This is a genomic window from Xanthobacter pollutisoli, from assembly GCF_040044995.1.
Taxonomy (GTDB): Bacteria; Pseudomonadota; Alphaproteobacteria; order Rhizobiales; family Xanthobacteraceae; genus Xanthobacter.
This window is the reverse complement of record NZ_JBDZDP010000011.1, coordinates 41,815-56,911: the sequence shown is the minus strand read 5'-3', so window position 1 is coordinate 56,911 and position 15,097 is coordinate 41,815. Positions and strand designations below refer to the sequence as shown.

Sequence of the window (15,097 nt, the reverse complement as noted above, 5' to 3'; positions counted from 1 at the left end):
TGTCCAATGAGAAATTTGAGGCACACACTGCCGCTGGTTTAGGCAAACCGTTGCAAATGCTAGATTCCTGTGTTGCACGGTTGCAACGCACCCGGGTGAAACGCCCGGAACGCGTGTTCTTGCCGGGAAACACATCTGCCGGACAAGGAGTTATTAACCATACGGTTACGGTATCATAAAACCGTCTTAACGCATCAATGAAGCTTTCCGGGCACAGGGAGCGCTGGGCGCGAACGCGATTCTCTTTTCGCGCACGGCGCAGCAATGACATCCATGCCCCGCGCCGACGGTTGGCGGGTCACCCGCGCATCAGTATCGGACGACTTCGTGTCGAAGCCCCGTCAGGGGCGGACCATCAGGAGCGGACGTCCACGTTCGGGCGTACGCGCCCAGCCGCCGTCCTCCTGGCGCGCGAAGCGGATGACGGCCGCGCCGCCCTCACCCCGCACCAGGATGTTGCCGCCTTCGATGTCCCATGCCGTGGGGCCGAAACGGAGCAGGGCGGCGTCGCAGCCGTCCTGCACGCTCAGGCGGAAGCCGCCGCCGCGCGCCGGTGCGTCCAGCAGCGTCCAGCGGCACACGGGCGTACCAGCCTGGCGGGCAAGGTCCCAATCGCCCACCACTTCCTCGGCGCGCAACTCGGTGCCGTCCGCCACGGCGGGATTGGCAAGGAAATAGACGCCGTCGCCCTCGCGCAGCGCCTCATAGCTGCCGCCGGTTCCCTCGGTGAATTCAGCCACCGTGCGGCCCTGGGCGTTGAGCAGGCGGATGGAGCCCGAAGGGTCCGGGATCCAGGCGGTCACCTGCGCAGAGAATCCGATTATGGCGCAGGCGGCGCGGTCGAACTCCACGGCGAGCCCGGCACCCGCCGAATCGGGCTTCAGGGCGAAGGCGCACCCGCGCGATCCGTCAGCGCTGGTCAGCCGGAAAGGCGCGGCAACACGTGCCGCGGCCTCACGCACTGTTGGATCGAGCTTTGCCGCCGCCGCGGGCGCCGGCGTTGCGCCTTGCGGGGGCGGCTTGGGAGCCGTGGGGGGATCGGCGCGTTGAGCAGCGGCGGTACCGAGGCTCATGGCCGATGCCGCCGCAAGGGCCAAAGCGACGGCTGCGCAGCGCCCTCGCCAAGGCGGCACACCGCAGCGGCCATGACCGCGCGTCGGATGCCATGCCGGAAGATGCCCTGGAGTCATCCTGCCCTCGAAGCCGTCCACGGAGCCGGGATGCTAGCACCGCGCGGCCGCGGGATCATCCTCCGCCGCGTCCGGCGCGCGCGGCCCCGTCCGGGCGGCAGCGCGCAAACCGTCCCGCGCAGGGGCTTCCTGATTCCCGGCGAAGGCGGGCAGTGCTAGGTCCGTGGCCAGGGGGTCTCGGCGACCGGAGTCAGGGGGCCCTTCCCGTCGAGCCAGGAGAGGATGTTGTCCACCACCAGCTGCCCCATTGCGGTGCGGGTGAAATGGGTGGAGGAGCCCACGTGGGGCAGCAGCACCACATTGTCGAGGCCCATGAACCCCTCGGGAACGTTGGGCTCGTCCTCGAACACGTCGAGGCCGGCGGCGAGAATGGTGCCGGACGTGAGGGCCGCCAGCAGGGCCGGCTCATCCACCACCGTGCCGCGCGCCACGTTGATGAGGATGCCGTTCGGGCCCAGCGCCTCCAGCACCTCTCCGTTCACGATGCGCCGCGTGGCCGGGCCGCCGGGAATGATGACCACCAGCACGTCGACCGCTCGGGCCAGCGCCACCAGCGAGTCGTAATAGCGGTAGGCGACGTCCGGCTGGGGCCGACGGCTGTGGTAGGCGACCGGGACGCCGAAGGCCTCGAGCCGGCGGGCGATGGCCTTGCCGATGCGCCCCATGCCCAGGATGCCCACGGTGCGGTCGCGCAGGGTGGGGCCAAGGGGAAAGGCGCCCTTGATCCACTGGCCGGCGCGCACGAAGCGCTCCGCCTGCGGGATCTGGCGGACGGTGGCGAGCAGCAGGCCGAGGGTGAGGTCGGCCACTTCCTCATTCAGCACGTCCGGGGTGTTGGTGACCACGACGCCCCGCGCGGCGGCGGCGGCGGCATCCACCGTGTCGTAACCGACGCCGAAATTGGCGACGATTTCGAGATGCGGCAGGCGCGCCATCAGCGCATCGTCCACCTTGACCTTGCCCCGGGTGGCGATGGCGCGCACCGCGCCGGCGTCGGCCGTTCCGAGCTCTTCGAGCGGCACCAGGGTGAAGCGTTCGGCGAGCTGGCGCTCGACCACGTCCTCCATCACGGGTCCGGTGAGAAGCAGGGCCGGGCGGGCAGCGGCGGTCGCGGCATCGGTCATGGCAGGTCTCGGTCAGGGCTCGGGATTTCGAAAGGCGCGAGGCGGGAAGGGCCGTCGCCGGAGGTCCGGCGGCCGCGGCCGGGGGACGGCCGGTACTACCGGAAGCCCCATGTGTAGCCCCATCTCCGACCTTCGTCCAATGTGCTTCAATCGTTTTAAAAATCCACTTGATCCGTATCTCGCCTCGCACCATGATCGCGCCGCGTTTCGCAAGGGCGCACGACCGGGGCCCGCCCGGTCCAAGAATGGTGCGGCCGTAAGCCGAGAGCGAGGCTCTGGTTCGGCACGCGTGGAACAGGCGAGGGGAGAGGACGCTTCATGGCGACCGTGGATATTCGCGGTGTGAAGAAGGCCTATGGATCGACGCAGGTCATCCACGGGGTGGACGTCAGCATCCGCGACGGCGAGTTCGTGGTCCTCGTGGGGCCGTCCGGCTGCGGGAAGTCGACCCTCCTGCGGATGATCGCCGGGCTGGAGAACATCACCGGCGGGCAGATCCTCATCGGCAACCGCGTCATCAACGACATGCCGCCGAAGGAACGGGACATCGCCATGGTGTTCCAGAACTACGCGCTCTACCCCCACATGAGCGTCGCGGACAACATGGGCTTCTCGCTGAAGCTGCGCAAAGCCCCGAAATCCGAGATCGAGAGCCGGGTCAAGCGGGCGGCCGAGATCCTCAATCTCACCAAGCTTCTGGACCGCTATCCCCGCCAGCTTTCCGGTGGCCAGCGCCAGCGCGTTGCCATGGGCCGCGCCATCGTGCGCGATCCGCAGGTGTTCCTGTTCGACGAGCCCCTCTCCAACCTTGATGCCCAGCTGCGCGTGCAGATGCGCACCGAGATCAAGGAACTGCACCAACGGCTCAAGACCACCACGGTCTACGTCACCCACGACCAGATCGAGGCCATGACCATGGCCGACAAGATCGTGGTGATGCATGACGGCATCGTCGAGCAGATTGGCGCGCCGCTCGATCTCTACGACCGTCCGGCGAACCAGTTCGTGGCCGGCTTCATCGGCTCGCCGTCGATGAATTTCGTCAAGGGCAAGGTGCGGCTCGGGGCCGATCCGAAGCTCGAGACCGACAGCGGCGTCCTCGTGCCTTTGCCCGACGCGGCGGGGCTCACGGACGGGCAGGCGGTGATCTACGGGCTCCGGCCCGAGCACATCCGGCTCGATCCCGCCGGGGCACCGGCCAAGGTGGTGGTGACCGAACCCACCGGCTCTGAGATCCTCGTCATCGCCCGCCTCGGCGAGGGCGCAAGCAGCCAGGAGATCACCTGCCTGTTCCGCGAACGCCTCGCCTTCGCGCCCGGCGACACCATCCACATCGCGCCCCAGCCCGGACTCACACACCTTTTTGAGGAGGCGACCGGCAAGCGCCTCTGACACATTCAATCGGCGAAACAAGACCGTCCGGCCATGCGCCGGAACGGCGCGCCGCACCAAACCGCTTCACGGGAGGAAGACCAATGACGATTTCCAGACGCGACCTGCTGATGGGCGGCGCCGGCCTTGCCGCCGGCAGCATGGCCCTGCCGTTCATGGGCGGCACCCCGGCCTTTGCCCAATCCGTTCCCAAGTTCGAGCCGGAGCCCGGCGCCTCGCTGCGGCTCCTGCGCTGGGCGCCCTTCGTGAAGGGCGAGGAAGACGCCTGGATCGCCAACACCAAGAAGTTCACCGAGGCCACCGGCATCGAGGTGCGCATCGACAAGGAGAGCTGGGAGGACATCCGTCCGAAGGCCGCCGTCGCCGCCAATGTGGGCTCCGGCCCCGACATGGTGTGGGTGTGGTTCGACGACGCCCAGCAGTATCCCGACAAGCTGCTTGACGTGACGGACCTCGCCAAGGGCCTCTCCGCCCAGTACGGCGGGTTCTATCCGGGCAACGAGGTGTACGCGAAGGTCAAGGACCGCTTCGTCGGCCTCCCGCTCGCGACCATCGGCAATGCCGTGGTGTACCGCGAGAGCTGGGTAAAGGACGCCGGCTTCAGCGAATTCCCGAAGGACACCAAGGCCCTCCTGGAACTCGGCAAGGCGCTGAAGGCCAAGGGCCATCCCATGGGCTTCACCCTGGGCCACGGCGTGGGCGACGGCAACAACTTCTGCCACTGGGTGCTGTGGAGCCACGGCGGCAAGATGGTGGACGAGAACGGCAAGGTGGTCATCAACTCGCCGGAGACCGTCGCCGCCCTGCGCTACGTGGCCGAGCTCTACAAGACCTTCATCCCGGGCACCGAGAGCTGGCTCGACGTGAACAACAATCGCGCCTTCATCGCCGGCGACCTCGCGGTCACCGCCAACGGCGTGTCCATCTATTACGCGGCGGCCAACGATCCGAAGCTTGCCGACATGGCAGCGGACATGCGGTCCACCAACTTCCCGGTGGGCCCCATCGGCAAGAAGGTGGAGCTGCACCAGACCACCACCGCCGCCATCTTCAAATACACCAAGTATCCCAAGGCGGCGCAGGCCTATCTGGCCTTCATGTTCGACGCGCCGCAGTACAACGCCTGGCTCACTGGTGCGAGCGCCTATTGCTGCCAGACGCTGAAGTCCTTCGCCTCCAATCCGGTGTGGACCTCCAAGCCGATCCACGCCGCCTATTCGGTGGCCTCCGAGACCCTGCAGCCCAACGGCTATGCCGGTCCCCTCGGCCCCCAGTCGGCCGCCGCCATGGCCGACTGGATCGTGGTGGACATGGTGGCCGAGGCCGCCACGGGCCAGCGTTCCCCCGAGGAGGCGGCCAAGCGCGCCCAGCAGCGCGCCGAGCGCATCTACCGCTGAGGCGCAGGAGGAGCCGGGTGCCGGCTCCTCCGACACCGCGGTGGCGCCCGGCCGTGCGCCGGGCACTCACGCCACGTCGTTTGCGCAAGGGCGCGCAGGCACGCGGCGGCACCGCGCAGGTGGCTGGCCCGAGGCCGGCCATGCGGCGACGGACAAGACCCTCTCCACCGGGAGAGGCCAATAAGACAGCGATTCCGGAGACCCGTTCCATGGCCAACGTCGCAGCGGCTGAGCCGTCCCACAAGCGGTCCTTCTGGGCCGGCATCGGCCAGGGCCGCCACGTGCTCGGCATCGCCTTCATGCTGCCGGCCGCGGTCTTCCTGTTGTTCTTCCTCACCTACCCCCTCGGCCTCGGCGTCTGGCTCGGCTTCACCGACACCCGCATCGGCCGAGAGGGCGTGTTCATCGGCCTCGAGAACTATGAATCGCTATGGGGCGACAGCCTGTTCTGGCTGGTGGTGTTCAACACGCTGCTCTACACCATCGCCGCCTCGATCCTGAAGTTCGCCCTCGGGCTGTGGCTGGCGCTGCTGCTCAACGAGAACCTGCCGTTCAAGGCTTTCTTCCGCGCCGTGGTGCTGCTGCCGTGGGTGGTGCCGACCGTGCTCTCGGCCATCGCATTCTGGTGGATCTTCGACAGCCAGTATTCGATCATTTCCTGGGCACTCATCAAGATGGGGCTGATTTCCGCACCCATCAACTTCCTCGGCGACGTGGCCAACGCCCGCGCCTCGGTGATCGCGGCCAACGTCTGGCGCGGCATTCCCTTCGTCGCCATCTCGCTGCTCGCCGGCCTTCAGACCATCTCGCCATCGCTGCACGAGGCGGCGACGCTGGACGGCGCCAGCAACTGGCAGCGTTTCCGCTACATCACGCTGCCCATGCTCTCGCCGATCATCGCGGTGGTGATGACCTTCTCGGTGCTGTTCACCTTCACCGACTTCCAGCTCATCTACGTGCTGACGCGCGGCGGCCCGCTCAACTCCACGCACCTCATGGCGACGCTGTCCTTCCAGCGCGCCATTCCCGGCGGGCAGCTGGGCGAGGGGGCTGCCATCGCGGTGGCGATGATCCCGTTCCTGCTGGCGGCGATCCTCTTCTCCTATTTCGGCTTGCAGCGCCGCAAGTGGCAGCAGGGCGGGGCGGACTGACCCCGCCCCAGCACCCGCGCCGCACTCCTATTTGCGAGGACCGCCATGTCCCAGTCCCAGACCACGATGACCGACAACTCCACCGGCATGAGCTATCTCGACAGCCTGCCGAAGCGGATCGTCACGGTCATCCTGCCGCTTCTCATCTTCGTCTTCGTTCTGCTGTTTCCGTTCTACTGGATGGCCATCACCGCGGTGAAGCCGAACTTCCAGCTGACGGATTACAACAACTACTCGCCGCTGTGGGTGGTGGAGCCGACGCTGGAGCACATCAAGTATCTCCTGTTCGAGACCTCCTATCCCAACTGGCTGTGGAACACGGTCTACATCTCCGTGGCGGCGACCATCATCTCGCTGGTGACGAGCGTGTTCGCGGCCTACGCCATCGAGCGGCTGCGCTTCAACGGCTCGCGCTGGGTGGGCCTCGGCATCTTCCTCGCCTATCTCGTGCCGCCGTCCATCCTGTTCATCCCCCTCGCCATCATGGTGTTCGGGCTCGGCATCTACGACACCAAACTGGCGCTGATCCTCACCTACCCGACCTTCCTCGTGCCCTTCTCCACCTGGCTGCTGATGGGCTACTTCCGCTCCATCCCGTTCGAGCTGGAGGAATGCGCGCTGGTGGACGGCGCCTCGCGCTGGCAGATCCTCATCAAGGTGCTGCTGCCGCTCTCCGTGCCGGGGCTGATCTCGGCGGGCATCTTCTCCTTCACCCTGTCGTGGAACGAGTTCATCTACGCGCTCACCTTCATCCAGTCGTCGGAGAACAAGACGGTTCCGGTGGGCGTGCTCACGGAGCTGGTGCGCTCGGACGTCTATGAATGGGGATCGCTCATGGCCGGCGCCCTGATCGGGTCGTTGCCGGTGGTGATTCTCTATTCCTTCTTCGTGGACTATTACGTCTCGTCCATGACCGGCGCGGTGAAGGAGTAGGGCGGAGCGGCGGGCCTGCGAATCTTTGCCCGCTTGCCCTGTGCCCCTCGTCGTGGCACCCCTTGGCCGCCTGTATGAGGGCAGCCTGCGCCGGGCGCGCAGAGGCCGGAGGGGGACGGGATGATCGAGCGGGCGATCGAATCGGTGCTGTTCCGCAGCCGCTGGATCCTGGCGCCGTTCTATGTCGGCCTCGTCGTCGCCATGCTGGTGCTGCTGTTCAAGTTCGGCCACGAACTGCTGCACTTCGTGCTGCATGCCGTCTCAGCCACAGAGAGCGACATCATCCTCGGCATCCTCGCCCTGGTGGACCTCACGCTTACGTGCAACCTCGTGGTGATCGTGATCTTCTCCGGCTACGAGAACTTCGTCTCCAAGATCGACCCCGAGGGCCATCCCGACTGGCCGGAATGGATGACGCGGGTGGACTTCACCGGCCTCAAGCAGAAGCTGCTCGCCTCCATCGTCGCCATTTCCGCGATCCAGCTGCTCAAAGCCTTCATGAATCTCGACAAGGGGACCATGACGGAGACCACGCTCATGTGGCTCGTCATCATCCATGTGGTGTTCGTGGGGTCGAGCCTTGTGCTGGCCTGGTCGGACAACCTCTCCAGCAACAAGCACTGAGCGCCGCCAACCGCGGAGCCCTTGCGCCTCAGCCCGCGGCCACGTCCTCCACCGCCGCCGCCGCCCCCATGCGGAGAAGCCGCGCGAGGGCGTCGGTCACCGCACGGGCAAAGCGCGGATCGGCGCCGAGGTCGCCGAACACCTCCCGGACCGAGAGCAGCGCCGGCGCCAGCCGCGCCGCGTCGGGCCCAGCCGAGTCAGCCAGTCCCCTCAGCCGCGTCGCGAGGGGATCGCGCACGTCGATGGCACCCCCGGCCTCGTCGCGGCCGGTGACGTAGCGCATCCAGCCGGCGATCCCCAAGGCGAGCAGCGGGATGGGCGCCCCGATGGCGTGGCGGTCGCGCGCGGTGGCGATCAGGCGCTGCGGCAGCTTCTGCGAACCGTCCATGGCGATCTGCCACGTGCGGTGCCTCAGCGCGGGATTGGCGAAGCGGGCCCGCAGCGCTCGCTTGTAGGCGGCGACGTCGACTCCGGCGGGCAGGTGCAAGGTCGGCGTCACCTCCTCGTCCTGGAGTCGCTTCACCAGCCGCACGAAGGCCGGGACGCCCATCACGTCCGATATGGTGGCGTGCCCGGCGAGGTAGCCGAGATAGGCGAGGGTGGAATGGGCGCCGTTGAGCAGGCGCAGCTTCATGTGCTCGAACGGCGCCACATCCGCGACGACCTCCACGCCCACCTCCTCCAGCGGCGGTCGGCCCGAGGGGAAATGGTCCTCCACCACCCATTGGCTGAACGGCTCGGTCATCACCGGCCAGGCATCGGCGAGCGCTCCCTGCGCGGTGACGAGGCCGGCCCGCACCATGGCGCGGTCTTCATCCGTGGTGGCGGGCACGATGCGGTCCACCATGGTGGAGGGGAAGGCGACCTCGCCCGCCACGAATCGGCCGAGGTCGTTGTCCCGCAGCGCTGCAAGGCGCGCCGTCACCTGCGCCACGGTACGGCCGTTGGCGGGAAGGTTGTCGCAGGTGAGCACGGTGAAGGGGGCGATGCCTGCGGCGCGGCGGCGGGCGAGGGCCTCAACGAGATAGCCCGGCGCGCTCACCGGACGCTGCGGGCTTGCAAGGTCGGCGCGGATGTCGGGATGGGCCTCGTCGAGCGTGCCGCTGGCCGGGTCGTGGCAATAGCCCTTCTCGGTGACCGTCAGGGAGACGATGCGCACCTTGGGATCGCACATGGCGGCAAGGAGAGCCTCGGGGTCGCGGGGCGCGACGAGCAGCCGGCGCAGCGATCCGATGACCCGCAGTGCATCGCCTGCGCCGGAGCGTTCGGCGAGGGTGTAGAGGCCGTCCTGCGGATCGAGCGCGTCGGACGTCTCCGGCGAGCGCAGGCTGGCACCGGCGATGGCCCATCCCGCGTGGCCGCGCCCCAGGATGTCATCCAGGTAGGCCGCCTGATGGGCCCGGTGGAAGGCGCCGACGCCCAGATGCACCACGCCCACCTGCGCCGCAGCCACGTCGTAGGCGGGGCGGCGGATGGCGGGCGGGAGTTGGTCAAGGGTGGCGAGGGAAAGGCGCCGGCCGGTCACAGCCGGTAGGCCTTTTTGGCGAGGCCATAAGCGAGGTCACGCGCCACCTCCACCGCCTCGTCCTCGTCGAGCCGGTGCTCGCAGACCAGCTCCGCCAGGAATCCGCAGTCGATGCGCCGCGCCACGTCATGGCGGGCGGGAATGGAGGGGAAGGCGCGGGTGTCGTCGTTGAAGCCGACCGTGTTGTAGAAGCCGGCCGTTTCGGTGGTCATGGCGCGGAAGCGCTTCATCCCCTCGGGGCTGTCGTGGAACCACCAGGCCGGCCCGAGGCGCAGCGCCGGATAATGGCCGGCGAGCGGTGCCAGCTCCCGGGCATAGGCGGTTTCGTCCAGCGTGAAGAGGATGATGGTGAGGCTGCTCTCGTTGCCGAAGCGGTCGAGCAGCGGCTTCAGTGCGCGGACATATTCCGTGGCCGAGGGAATGTCCGCACCCTTGTCGCGGCCGTAGCGCTCGAAGATCTGGCCGTTGTGGTTGCGCACCGCGCCGGGGTGGATCTGCATCACCAGCCCGTCCTCGACGCTCATGGCCGCCATTTCCGTCAGCATCTGGCCACGGAACAGCTCGGCATCGGCAGCGCTCACCGCGGCATTGCCGGTGACGCGGCGGAACAGGGCTTCCGCTTCCGCCGGCGGAAGGTCGAAGGTGGCGGCCGTGGGGTGGCCGTGATCGGTGGAGGTAGCGCCGAAGCTCTTGAAATAGGCGCGCCGCTTGCGGTGCGCGGCAAGGTATCCCGTCCAGGAGAAGGTATCCTCGCCGGCCAGGTCGCCGAAGGCCCTGAGGTTGGCGGCAAAGCCTTCGAACTCCGGATCGACCACCGGATCCGGGCGGTAGGCTGTCACGACGCGGCCGGCCCAGCCGCTGGCGCGGATCTGCGCGTGGGCGGCAAGGTCGTCCAGGGGGCTCTCGGTGGTGGCGATGACCTCGATGTTGAACCGCTCGAACAAAGCGCGCGGTTTGAACGCGTCCTGCTGCAGCTTTTCGGCAATGAGGTCGTAGGAGGCATCGGCGGTTTCCGCGCTGAGCCGCTGCTCCAGGCCGAAGAGGGTGGCGAAGGCGTGGTCGAGCCAGGCCCGGGTGGGGGTGCCGCGAAAGAGGTGATAGTTGGCCGCGAAGAGGCGCCAGACAGCACGTCCGTCCGCCTCGGTGGCGCCGCCGTCGGCACGCGGGACGCCGAGCTGCTCCAGCGGGATGCCCTGGCTGTAGAGCATGCGGAACACATAATGGTCCGGCGTCACGAACAGGCGGGCGGGGTCGGGGAAATTCTCGTTCCCGGCATACCATCTCGGATCGGTGTGGCCATGCGGGGATACGATGGGAAGCGCTTCCACCTCGGCATAGAGCCTGCGCGCGACGGCGCGCACCGCGGGATCTGCGGGGAAAAGGCGGTCGGGATGGATGAGGGCGGACAAGGCGTCACCTCGCGTTCGCGGCTTCGGCGGGCGCGAGCTCCGCCTCGAAATAATCCGGATGGGCCCGGCACAGATCCTCGACGCTGGGGATGACCCGGCCGAGGTGGGCCGCCATCGCCGCCTCCGCCGCATCGGCATCGCCGGCGGCGATGGCGTCCGCCACCGCCTGATGCTCGGCGATGACGCTGGCGCGGCGCTGCGGCGAGGGCAGGGTCAGGAGGCGGCAGCGGTCCACATGGGCTTTCTCCTGCCGGATCACCCGCCACAGGTTGGGATGCCCGGCCAGATCGGCGATGATCTGGTGGAAGCCTTCGTCGGCGGCGTGGAAGGCGGCCAGCTCGCCGGCGCGGTGGGTCGCGCGCTGCTGGCGGACGAGCGCGACGAGGGGCGCGACGAGGGCGCGCCGCGCCTTCTCCGGCACGGCCGCGACCCGTGCCGCAGCCTCGCGCACGCTGGTGCGCTCCAGGGCGTTGCGGATGATCATGGCGTCGCGCACCGCCTGCACGGAGATGCGCGAGACGAAGGTGCCGTACTGAGGGAAGATGTCCACCAGGCGCTCGTCGGCGAGCTTCAGGATGGCCTCGCGGACCGGGGTGCGGCTGACCCCGCAGGACAGCGCGATCTGCTTCTCCTGCAAGGGCATTCCGGGCGCCAGCACCATGGCGACGATATCGTCGCGCAGCGCCGCATGTATCCGTGCCGAAGCCGGGACGGCGCGGACGGTCTCGCCGCGGGACGCGAGCTTGCGCCTGAGATCCGCTCCGTTGGCCGCCACCCCTGACATCTCCCTTCGGCTCAAGCCAGCCGCTCTTGCGGCGGCCCTCTCGCTAATATATTAGCATATCAAAAGCGTCAATGAAGACGCCGGATACGGCGTGCTCTGCGGGAGGATCGGGGATGGAGGCTGAGACCGGCACGGCGCCGCGCGTCCTCAGGCTGTCCGACAAGGACAATGTGGCGGTGGCGCTCGACGAGGTACGCGCGGGCGCGCCGGCGGCCGGGGTCGTGGCGGCCCAGCGCATTCCCAAGGGCCACAAGTTCGCGCTCCAGCCCATCGCCGAGGGTGCGCCGGTGGTGAAGTTCGGCCAGATCATCGGCTTCGCGTCGCAGGCCGTCGCGCCGGGCGAGCACATCCACACGCACAATGTGGTGCTGCACGATTTTGCCCGCGACTATGCCTTTGCCGCGGACGCCAAGGCGGATGCCCGCGTGCCGGAGGCCGAGCGCGCGACCTTCGAGGGCTTCCGCCGCTCCAACGGGCGCACCGGCACGCGCAATTATCTCGGCATCCTCACCAGCGTGAACTGCTCGGCCTCGGTGGCGCGCTTTGCGGCGCAGGCGGCGGAGCGCGCGGGGCTGCTGGCGGATTTTCCCGGCATCGACGGCATCGTGCCCATCATCCACGGCACAGGCTGCGGCATGGCCTCCAAGGGCGAGGGCTACGACGTGCTCTCGCGCACCTTGTGGGGCTACGCCACCCATCCGAACTTCGCTGCGGTGGTGATGGTGGGGCTCGGCTGCGAGATGTTCCAGATCGCCCGCTTCAAGCAGGAATATGCGGTGGACGAGGCCGACGGCTTCCGCACCCTCACCATCCAGGACGAGGGCGGTACGCGCCGCACGGTGGAGCACATCCTCTACACCCTGAAGGAGATGGCTCCGCGCGCCAACGCGGCGCGGCGCGAGACGCGCCCCGCCTCCGAGATCGTGCTGGCGCTCCAGTGTGGCGGCTCGGACGGATATTCCGCCCTCACCGCCAATCCGGCGCTTGGCGTCGCGTCCGACCTGCTGGTGGCACAGGGTGGCACGTCCATCCTCTCCGAGACGCCGGAAATCTACGGCGCCGAACACCTGCTGACCCGCCGCGCTGCCACCCGCGAGGTGGGCGAGAAGCTGGTGGCGCGGATCAAGTGGTGGGAGGAGTACACCGCCCGCAACGCGGGGGAGATGAACAACAATCCCTCGCCGGGCAACAAGGCCGGCGGGCTCACCACCATCCTGGAAAAGTCGCTGGGCGCCGCTGCAAAGGGCGGCTCCTCCACCCTGCGCGCGGTCTACGAATATGCCGAGCCGGTGACGACGCCGGGCTTCGTCTTCATGGACACGCCCGGCTACGATCCGGTGGCGGCGACAGGGCAGGTGGCGGGTGGTGCGAACATCATCTGCTTCACCACCGGCCGCGGCTCGGCCTTCGGCGCCAAGCCCACCCCCTCCATCAAGCTTGCCACCAATTCCGACATCTACCGCAAGATGGAGGAGGACATGGACATCAATTGCGGCGACGTGCTCGATGGCGTGTCGCTGGAGGCGAAGGGGCGGGAGATCTTCGCCAAGGTGCTGGAGGTGGCCTCCGGCGCGCCCAGCAAGTCCGAGGCGCTGGGCTATGGCGACGCCGAGTTCGTACCCTGGCAGATCGGCGCGGTGATGTGATGGGCGCCCCCGGCCGCACCCTATTCGAACAGTTCGGGGTGCTCGGCCTCGATGTGCGGCAGGGCGCGCAGGATCTCGCTCAGATGGGCGCGCATGGCGCCTTCGGCGGCGTTCGCGTCGCGGGCGTCGATGGCGTCGATGATGGCGCGGTGCTGCGCGACCAGCGGCAGCATCACCTCGGGGCCGGTGAGGGAGAGGTGGCAGGCGCGGTCCATATGGGCCTTGATGTCGCTGACCGCCTCCCACGCCAGCGGGCAGCCGGCACCTTCGCTCAGGGTGATGTGGAAGAGTTCGTCGTGGCGCTGGAAGGCGGCATGGTCGCCGCGCCGCGCCAGCTTGTCCTGCATGTCGAGAAGGTCGCAGATGCGTTCGCGGGCGCCGGCATCGAAGCCCTCGGCGGCGCGGCGGGCGACGGCGCATTCCACCGCCTCGCGGACGAATCGGGCCTGCATCATCTTGCGCACGGAGATCTTCACCACAATCGTGCCGCGCTGGGGCAGGATCTCCACGAAGCGCGTGCGGGCGAGGCCGATGAGCGCCTCGCGCACCGGCTGGCGCGAGACCCCGAAGCGGGCCGCGATCTCCTGCTCCGACAGCCGCGTGCCGGGGGCCAGCTCAAGGCCGATGATGGCGCGCCGCAACTCCGCTTCCAGGCGGTGTGCGGCGGAGCCCTGCGGCGCCGGCGTGATGGCATCCATTTCCCAACGTCCCCGTTGCATACCAAACAATACTACCATACAAGCTCACTTGGATAGCCGCTGCGCCCTGCGCGCGCCGCGTCCGGCGCTTTGGTTCAAGCCCGGATCGCCCGGCGATCCCAACACGAATTGGTCGAAACGACCAAACGGCCCGAACGGCCGAGTGACTGAAAAACAGGGGAGAATGCCCATGCTGACCCGTCGCCGCCTGACCTCCTGCGCCGTCGCCTTGGCGCTCTCGGCCCTGCCGGCGCTGCCGGCGTTGGCTCAGACCACCCTGCGCTCCGCCGACATCCATCCCGACGGCTACCCGACCGTCGAATCGGTGAAGTATTTCGGCGAAATTATCGAGAAGAAGTCCAACGGCAAGTACAAGGTTCAGGTCTTCTCCTCCGGCCAGCTCGGAGGCGAGAAGGATACCATCGAGCAGACCCGCTTCGGCGTCATCGACCTGAACCGCGTCAACACGGCGCCGTTCAACAACCTGATCCCGGAGACGGCGGTGCTCGGCATGCCGTTCCTGTTCCGCTCCACTGACCACATGTACAAGGTGGTGGACGGCCCCATCGGCGCGGAGATCGCCAAGGCGTTCGAGCCGCACGGGCTCGTGGTGCTCGGCTTCTTCGATAGCGGCGCCCGCTCCATGTACAATTCCAAGAAGCCCATCAAGACGCTCGACGACATGAAGGGCATGAAGATCCGCGTGCAGCAGTCGGACCTCTTCATCGGCATGATCAATGCTCTGGGCGCCAACGCCACCCCCATGCCCTTCGGCGAGCTCTATTCGGCGCTCCAGACCGGCCTCGTCGACGGTGCCGAGAACAACTATCCTTCCTATGACTCGGTGAAGCATTACGAGGTGGCGAAATACTATTCGCTCACCGAGCATTCGCTGGCCCCCGAGGTGTTCGTCATGTCGAAGCGCGCCTTCGACAAGCTGAGCGCTGAGGATCAGAAGATGTTCAAGGAGGCTGGCCTCGAGGCCACCAAGAAGATGCGCGAGCTCTGGGCCAAGCGCGACACCGAATCCAAGGATCGGGTCGTCAAGGGTGGCGCCATCATCAACGAGGTGGACAAGAAGCCGTTCATCGAGGCGATGAAGCCCGTCTACGACAAGTTCGTCACGACCGACAAGATGAAGGACCTCGTCGCCCGTATCCGCGCGGTGAACTGAGACTGACCGGGTGCGCCGGGTCCGCCCGGCGCACCGCCTTGAGGCGGATC

Annotated in this window: 13 protein-coding genes; 7 read left to right on the top strand and 6 right to left on the bottom strand. The window is 67.7% G+C overall.

From position 1 onward, the window contains the following. Nucleotides 1-341 precede the first annotated feature (341 nt). The gene (locus ABLE93_RS18810) at nt 342-1,073 is read right to left on the bottom strand and encodes a protease inhibitor Inh/omp19 family protein (RefSeq protein ID WP_348841394.1); all 732 of its coding nucleotides are present in this window, start codon (nt 1,071-1,073) and stop codon (nt 342-344) included. A gap of 272 nt (nt 1,074-1,345) precedes the next feature. After that, nucleotides 1,346-2,314 (bottom strand): 2-hydroxyacid dehydrogenase, encoded by a 969-nt coding sequence (locus ABLE93_RS18805; RefSeq protein WP_348841393.1) that lies wholly within the window; start codon nt 2,312-2,314, stop codon nt 1,346-1,348. Between the two features lie 318 nt (nt 2,315-2,632). Here ABLE93_RS18805 and ABLE93_RS18800 point away from each other — a divergent pair, with 318 nt between their 5' ends. The 5 genes from ABLE93_RS18800 to ABLE93_RS18780 all read left to right on the top strand — a co-directional run bounded on the left by ABLE93_RS18800 (nt 2,633) and on the right by ABLE93_RS18780 (nt 7,811). After that, on the top strand, nt 2,633-3,706 hold the full coding sequence (locus tag ABLE93_RS18800; RefSeq protein ID WP_348841392.1) for an ABC transporter ATP-binding protein: 1,074 nt from the start codon (nt 2,633-2,635) through the stop codon (nt 3,704-3,706). Nucleotides 3,707-3,789: 83 nt separating this feature from the next. Then, on the top strand, nt 3,790-5,103 hold the full coding sequence (locus tag ABLE93_RS18795; RefSeq protein WP_348841391.1) for an ABC transporter substrate-binding protein: 1,314 nt from the start codon (nt 3,790-3,792) through the stop codon (nt 5,101-5,103). 209 nt (nt 5,104-5,312) lie between these two features. Next, entirely contained in the window at nt 5,313-6,254 is a 942-nt protein-coding gene (locus ABLE93_RS18790; RefSeq protein ID WP_348841390.1) for a carbohydrate ABC transporter permease, read from the top strand. A 45-nt stretch (nt 6,255-6,299) separates the two neighbouring features. Then, nucleotides 6,300-7,187, top strand: coding sequence for a carbohydrate ABC transporter permease (locus tag ABLE93_RS18785; protein WP_348841389.1), 888 nt, complete (start codon nt 6,300-6,302; stop codon nt 7,185-7,187). Nucleotides 7,188-7,307: 120 nt separating this feature from the next. Then, entirely contained in the window at nt 7,308-7,811 is a 504-nt protein-coding gene (locus ABLE93_RS18780) for a TIGR00645 family protein (protein WP_348841388.1), read from the top strand. Between the two features lie 28 nt (nt 7,812-7,839). Here the strand turns inward: ABLE93_RS18780 and ABLE93_RS18775 are convergent, their stop codons facing one another. Genes ABLE93_RS18775 through ABLE93_RS18765 form a run of 3 tightly spaced genes read right to left on the bottom strand, consistent with a single transcriptional unit; the run spans nt 7,840 to nt 11,520 of the window. Further along, the gene (locus ABLE93_RS18775; protein WP_348841387.1) at nt 7,840-9,336 is read right to left on the bottom strand and encodes a mannitol dehydrogenase family protein; all 1,497 of its coding nucleotides are present in this window, start codon (nt 9,334-9,336) and stop codon (nt 7,840-7,842) included. Continuing rightward, nucleotides 9,333-10,745, bottom strand: coding sequence for a glucuronate isomerase (gene uxaC / locus ABLE93_RS18770; protein ID WP_348841386.1), 1,413 nt, complete (start codon nt 10,743-10,745; stop codon nt 9,333-9,335). The genes ABLE93_RS18775 and uxaC overlap by 4 nt, the downstream gene beginning before the upstream one ends. A gap of 4 nt (nt 10,746-10,749) precedes the next feature. After that, on the bottom strand, nt 10,750-11,520 hold the full coding sequence (locus tag ABLE93_RS18765) for a GntR family transcriptional regulator (RefSeq protein ID WP_348841385.1): 771 nt from the start codon (nt 11,518-11,520) through the stop codon (nt 10,750-10,752). A 122-nt stretch (nt 11,521-11,642) separates the two neighbouring features. On the opposite strand from ABLE93_RS18765, the gene ABLE93_RS18760 reads away from it, so the two are divergent. Continuing rightward, nucleotides 11,643-13,175 carry a D-arabinonate dehydratase gene (locus ABLE93_RS18760; RefSeq protein ID WP_348841384.1) on the top strand — a complete coding sequence of 511 codons (1,533 nt, stop codon included), beginning with the start codon at nt 11,643-11,645 and terminating at the stop codon, nt 13,173-13,175. Between the two features lie 20 nt (nt 13,176-13,195). Here ABLE93_RS18760 and ABLE93_RS18755 read toward each other — a convergent pair whose 3' ends face one another. After that, on the bottom strand, nt 13,196-13,873 hold the full coding sequence (locus ABLE93_RS18755) for a GntR family transcriptional regulator (protein ID WP_348841383.1): 678 nt from the start codon (nt 13,871-13,873) through the stop codon (nt 13,196-13,198). A gap of 190 nt (nt 13,874-14,063) precedes the next feature. Here ABLE93_RS18755 and ABLE93_RS18750 point away from each other — a divergent pair, with 190 nt between their 5' ends. Next, entirely contained in the window at nt 14,064-15,047 is a 984-nt protein-coding gene (locus ABLE93_RS18750; protein WP_348841382.1) for a TRAP transporter substrate-binding protein, read from the top strand. Nucleotides 15,048-15,097 lie beyond the last annotated feature (50 nt).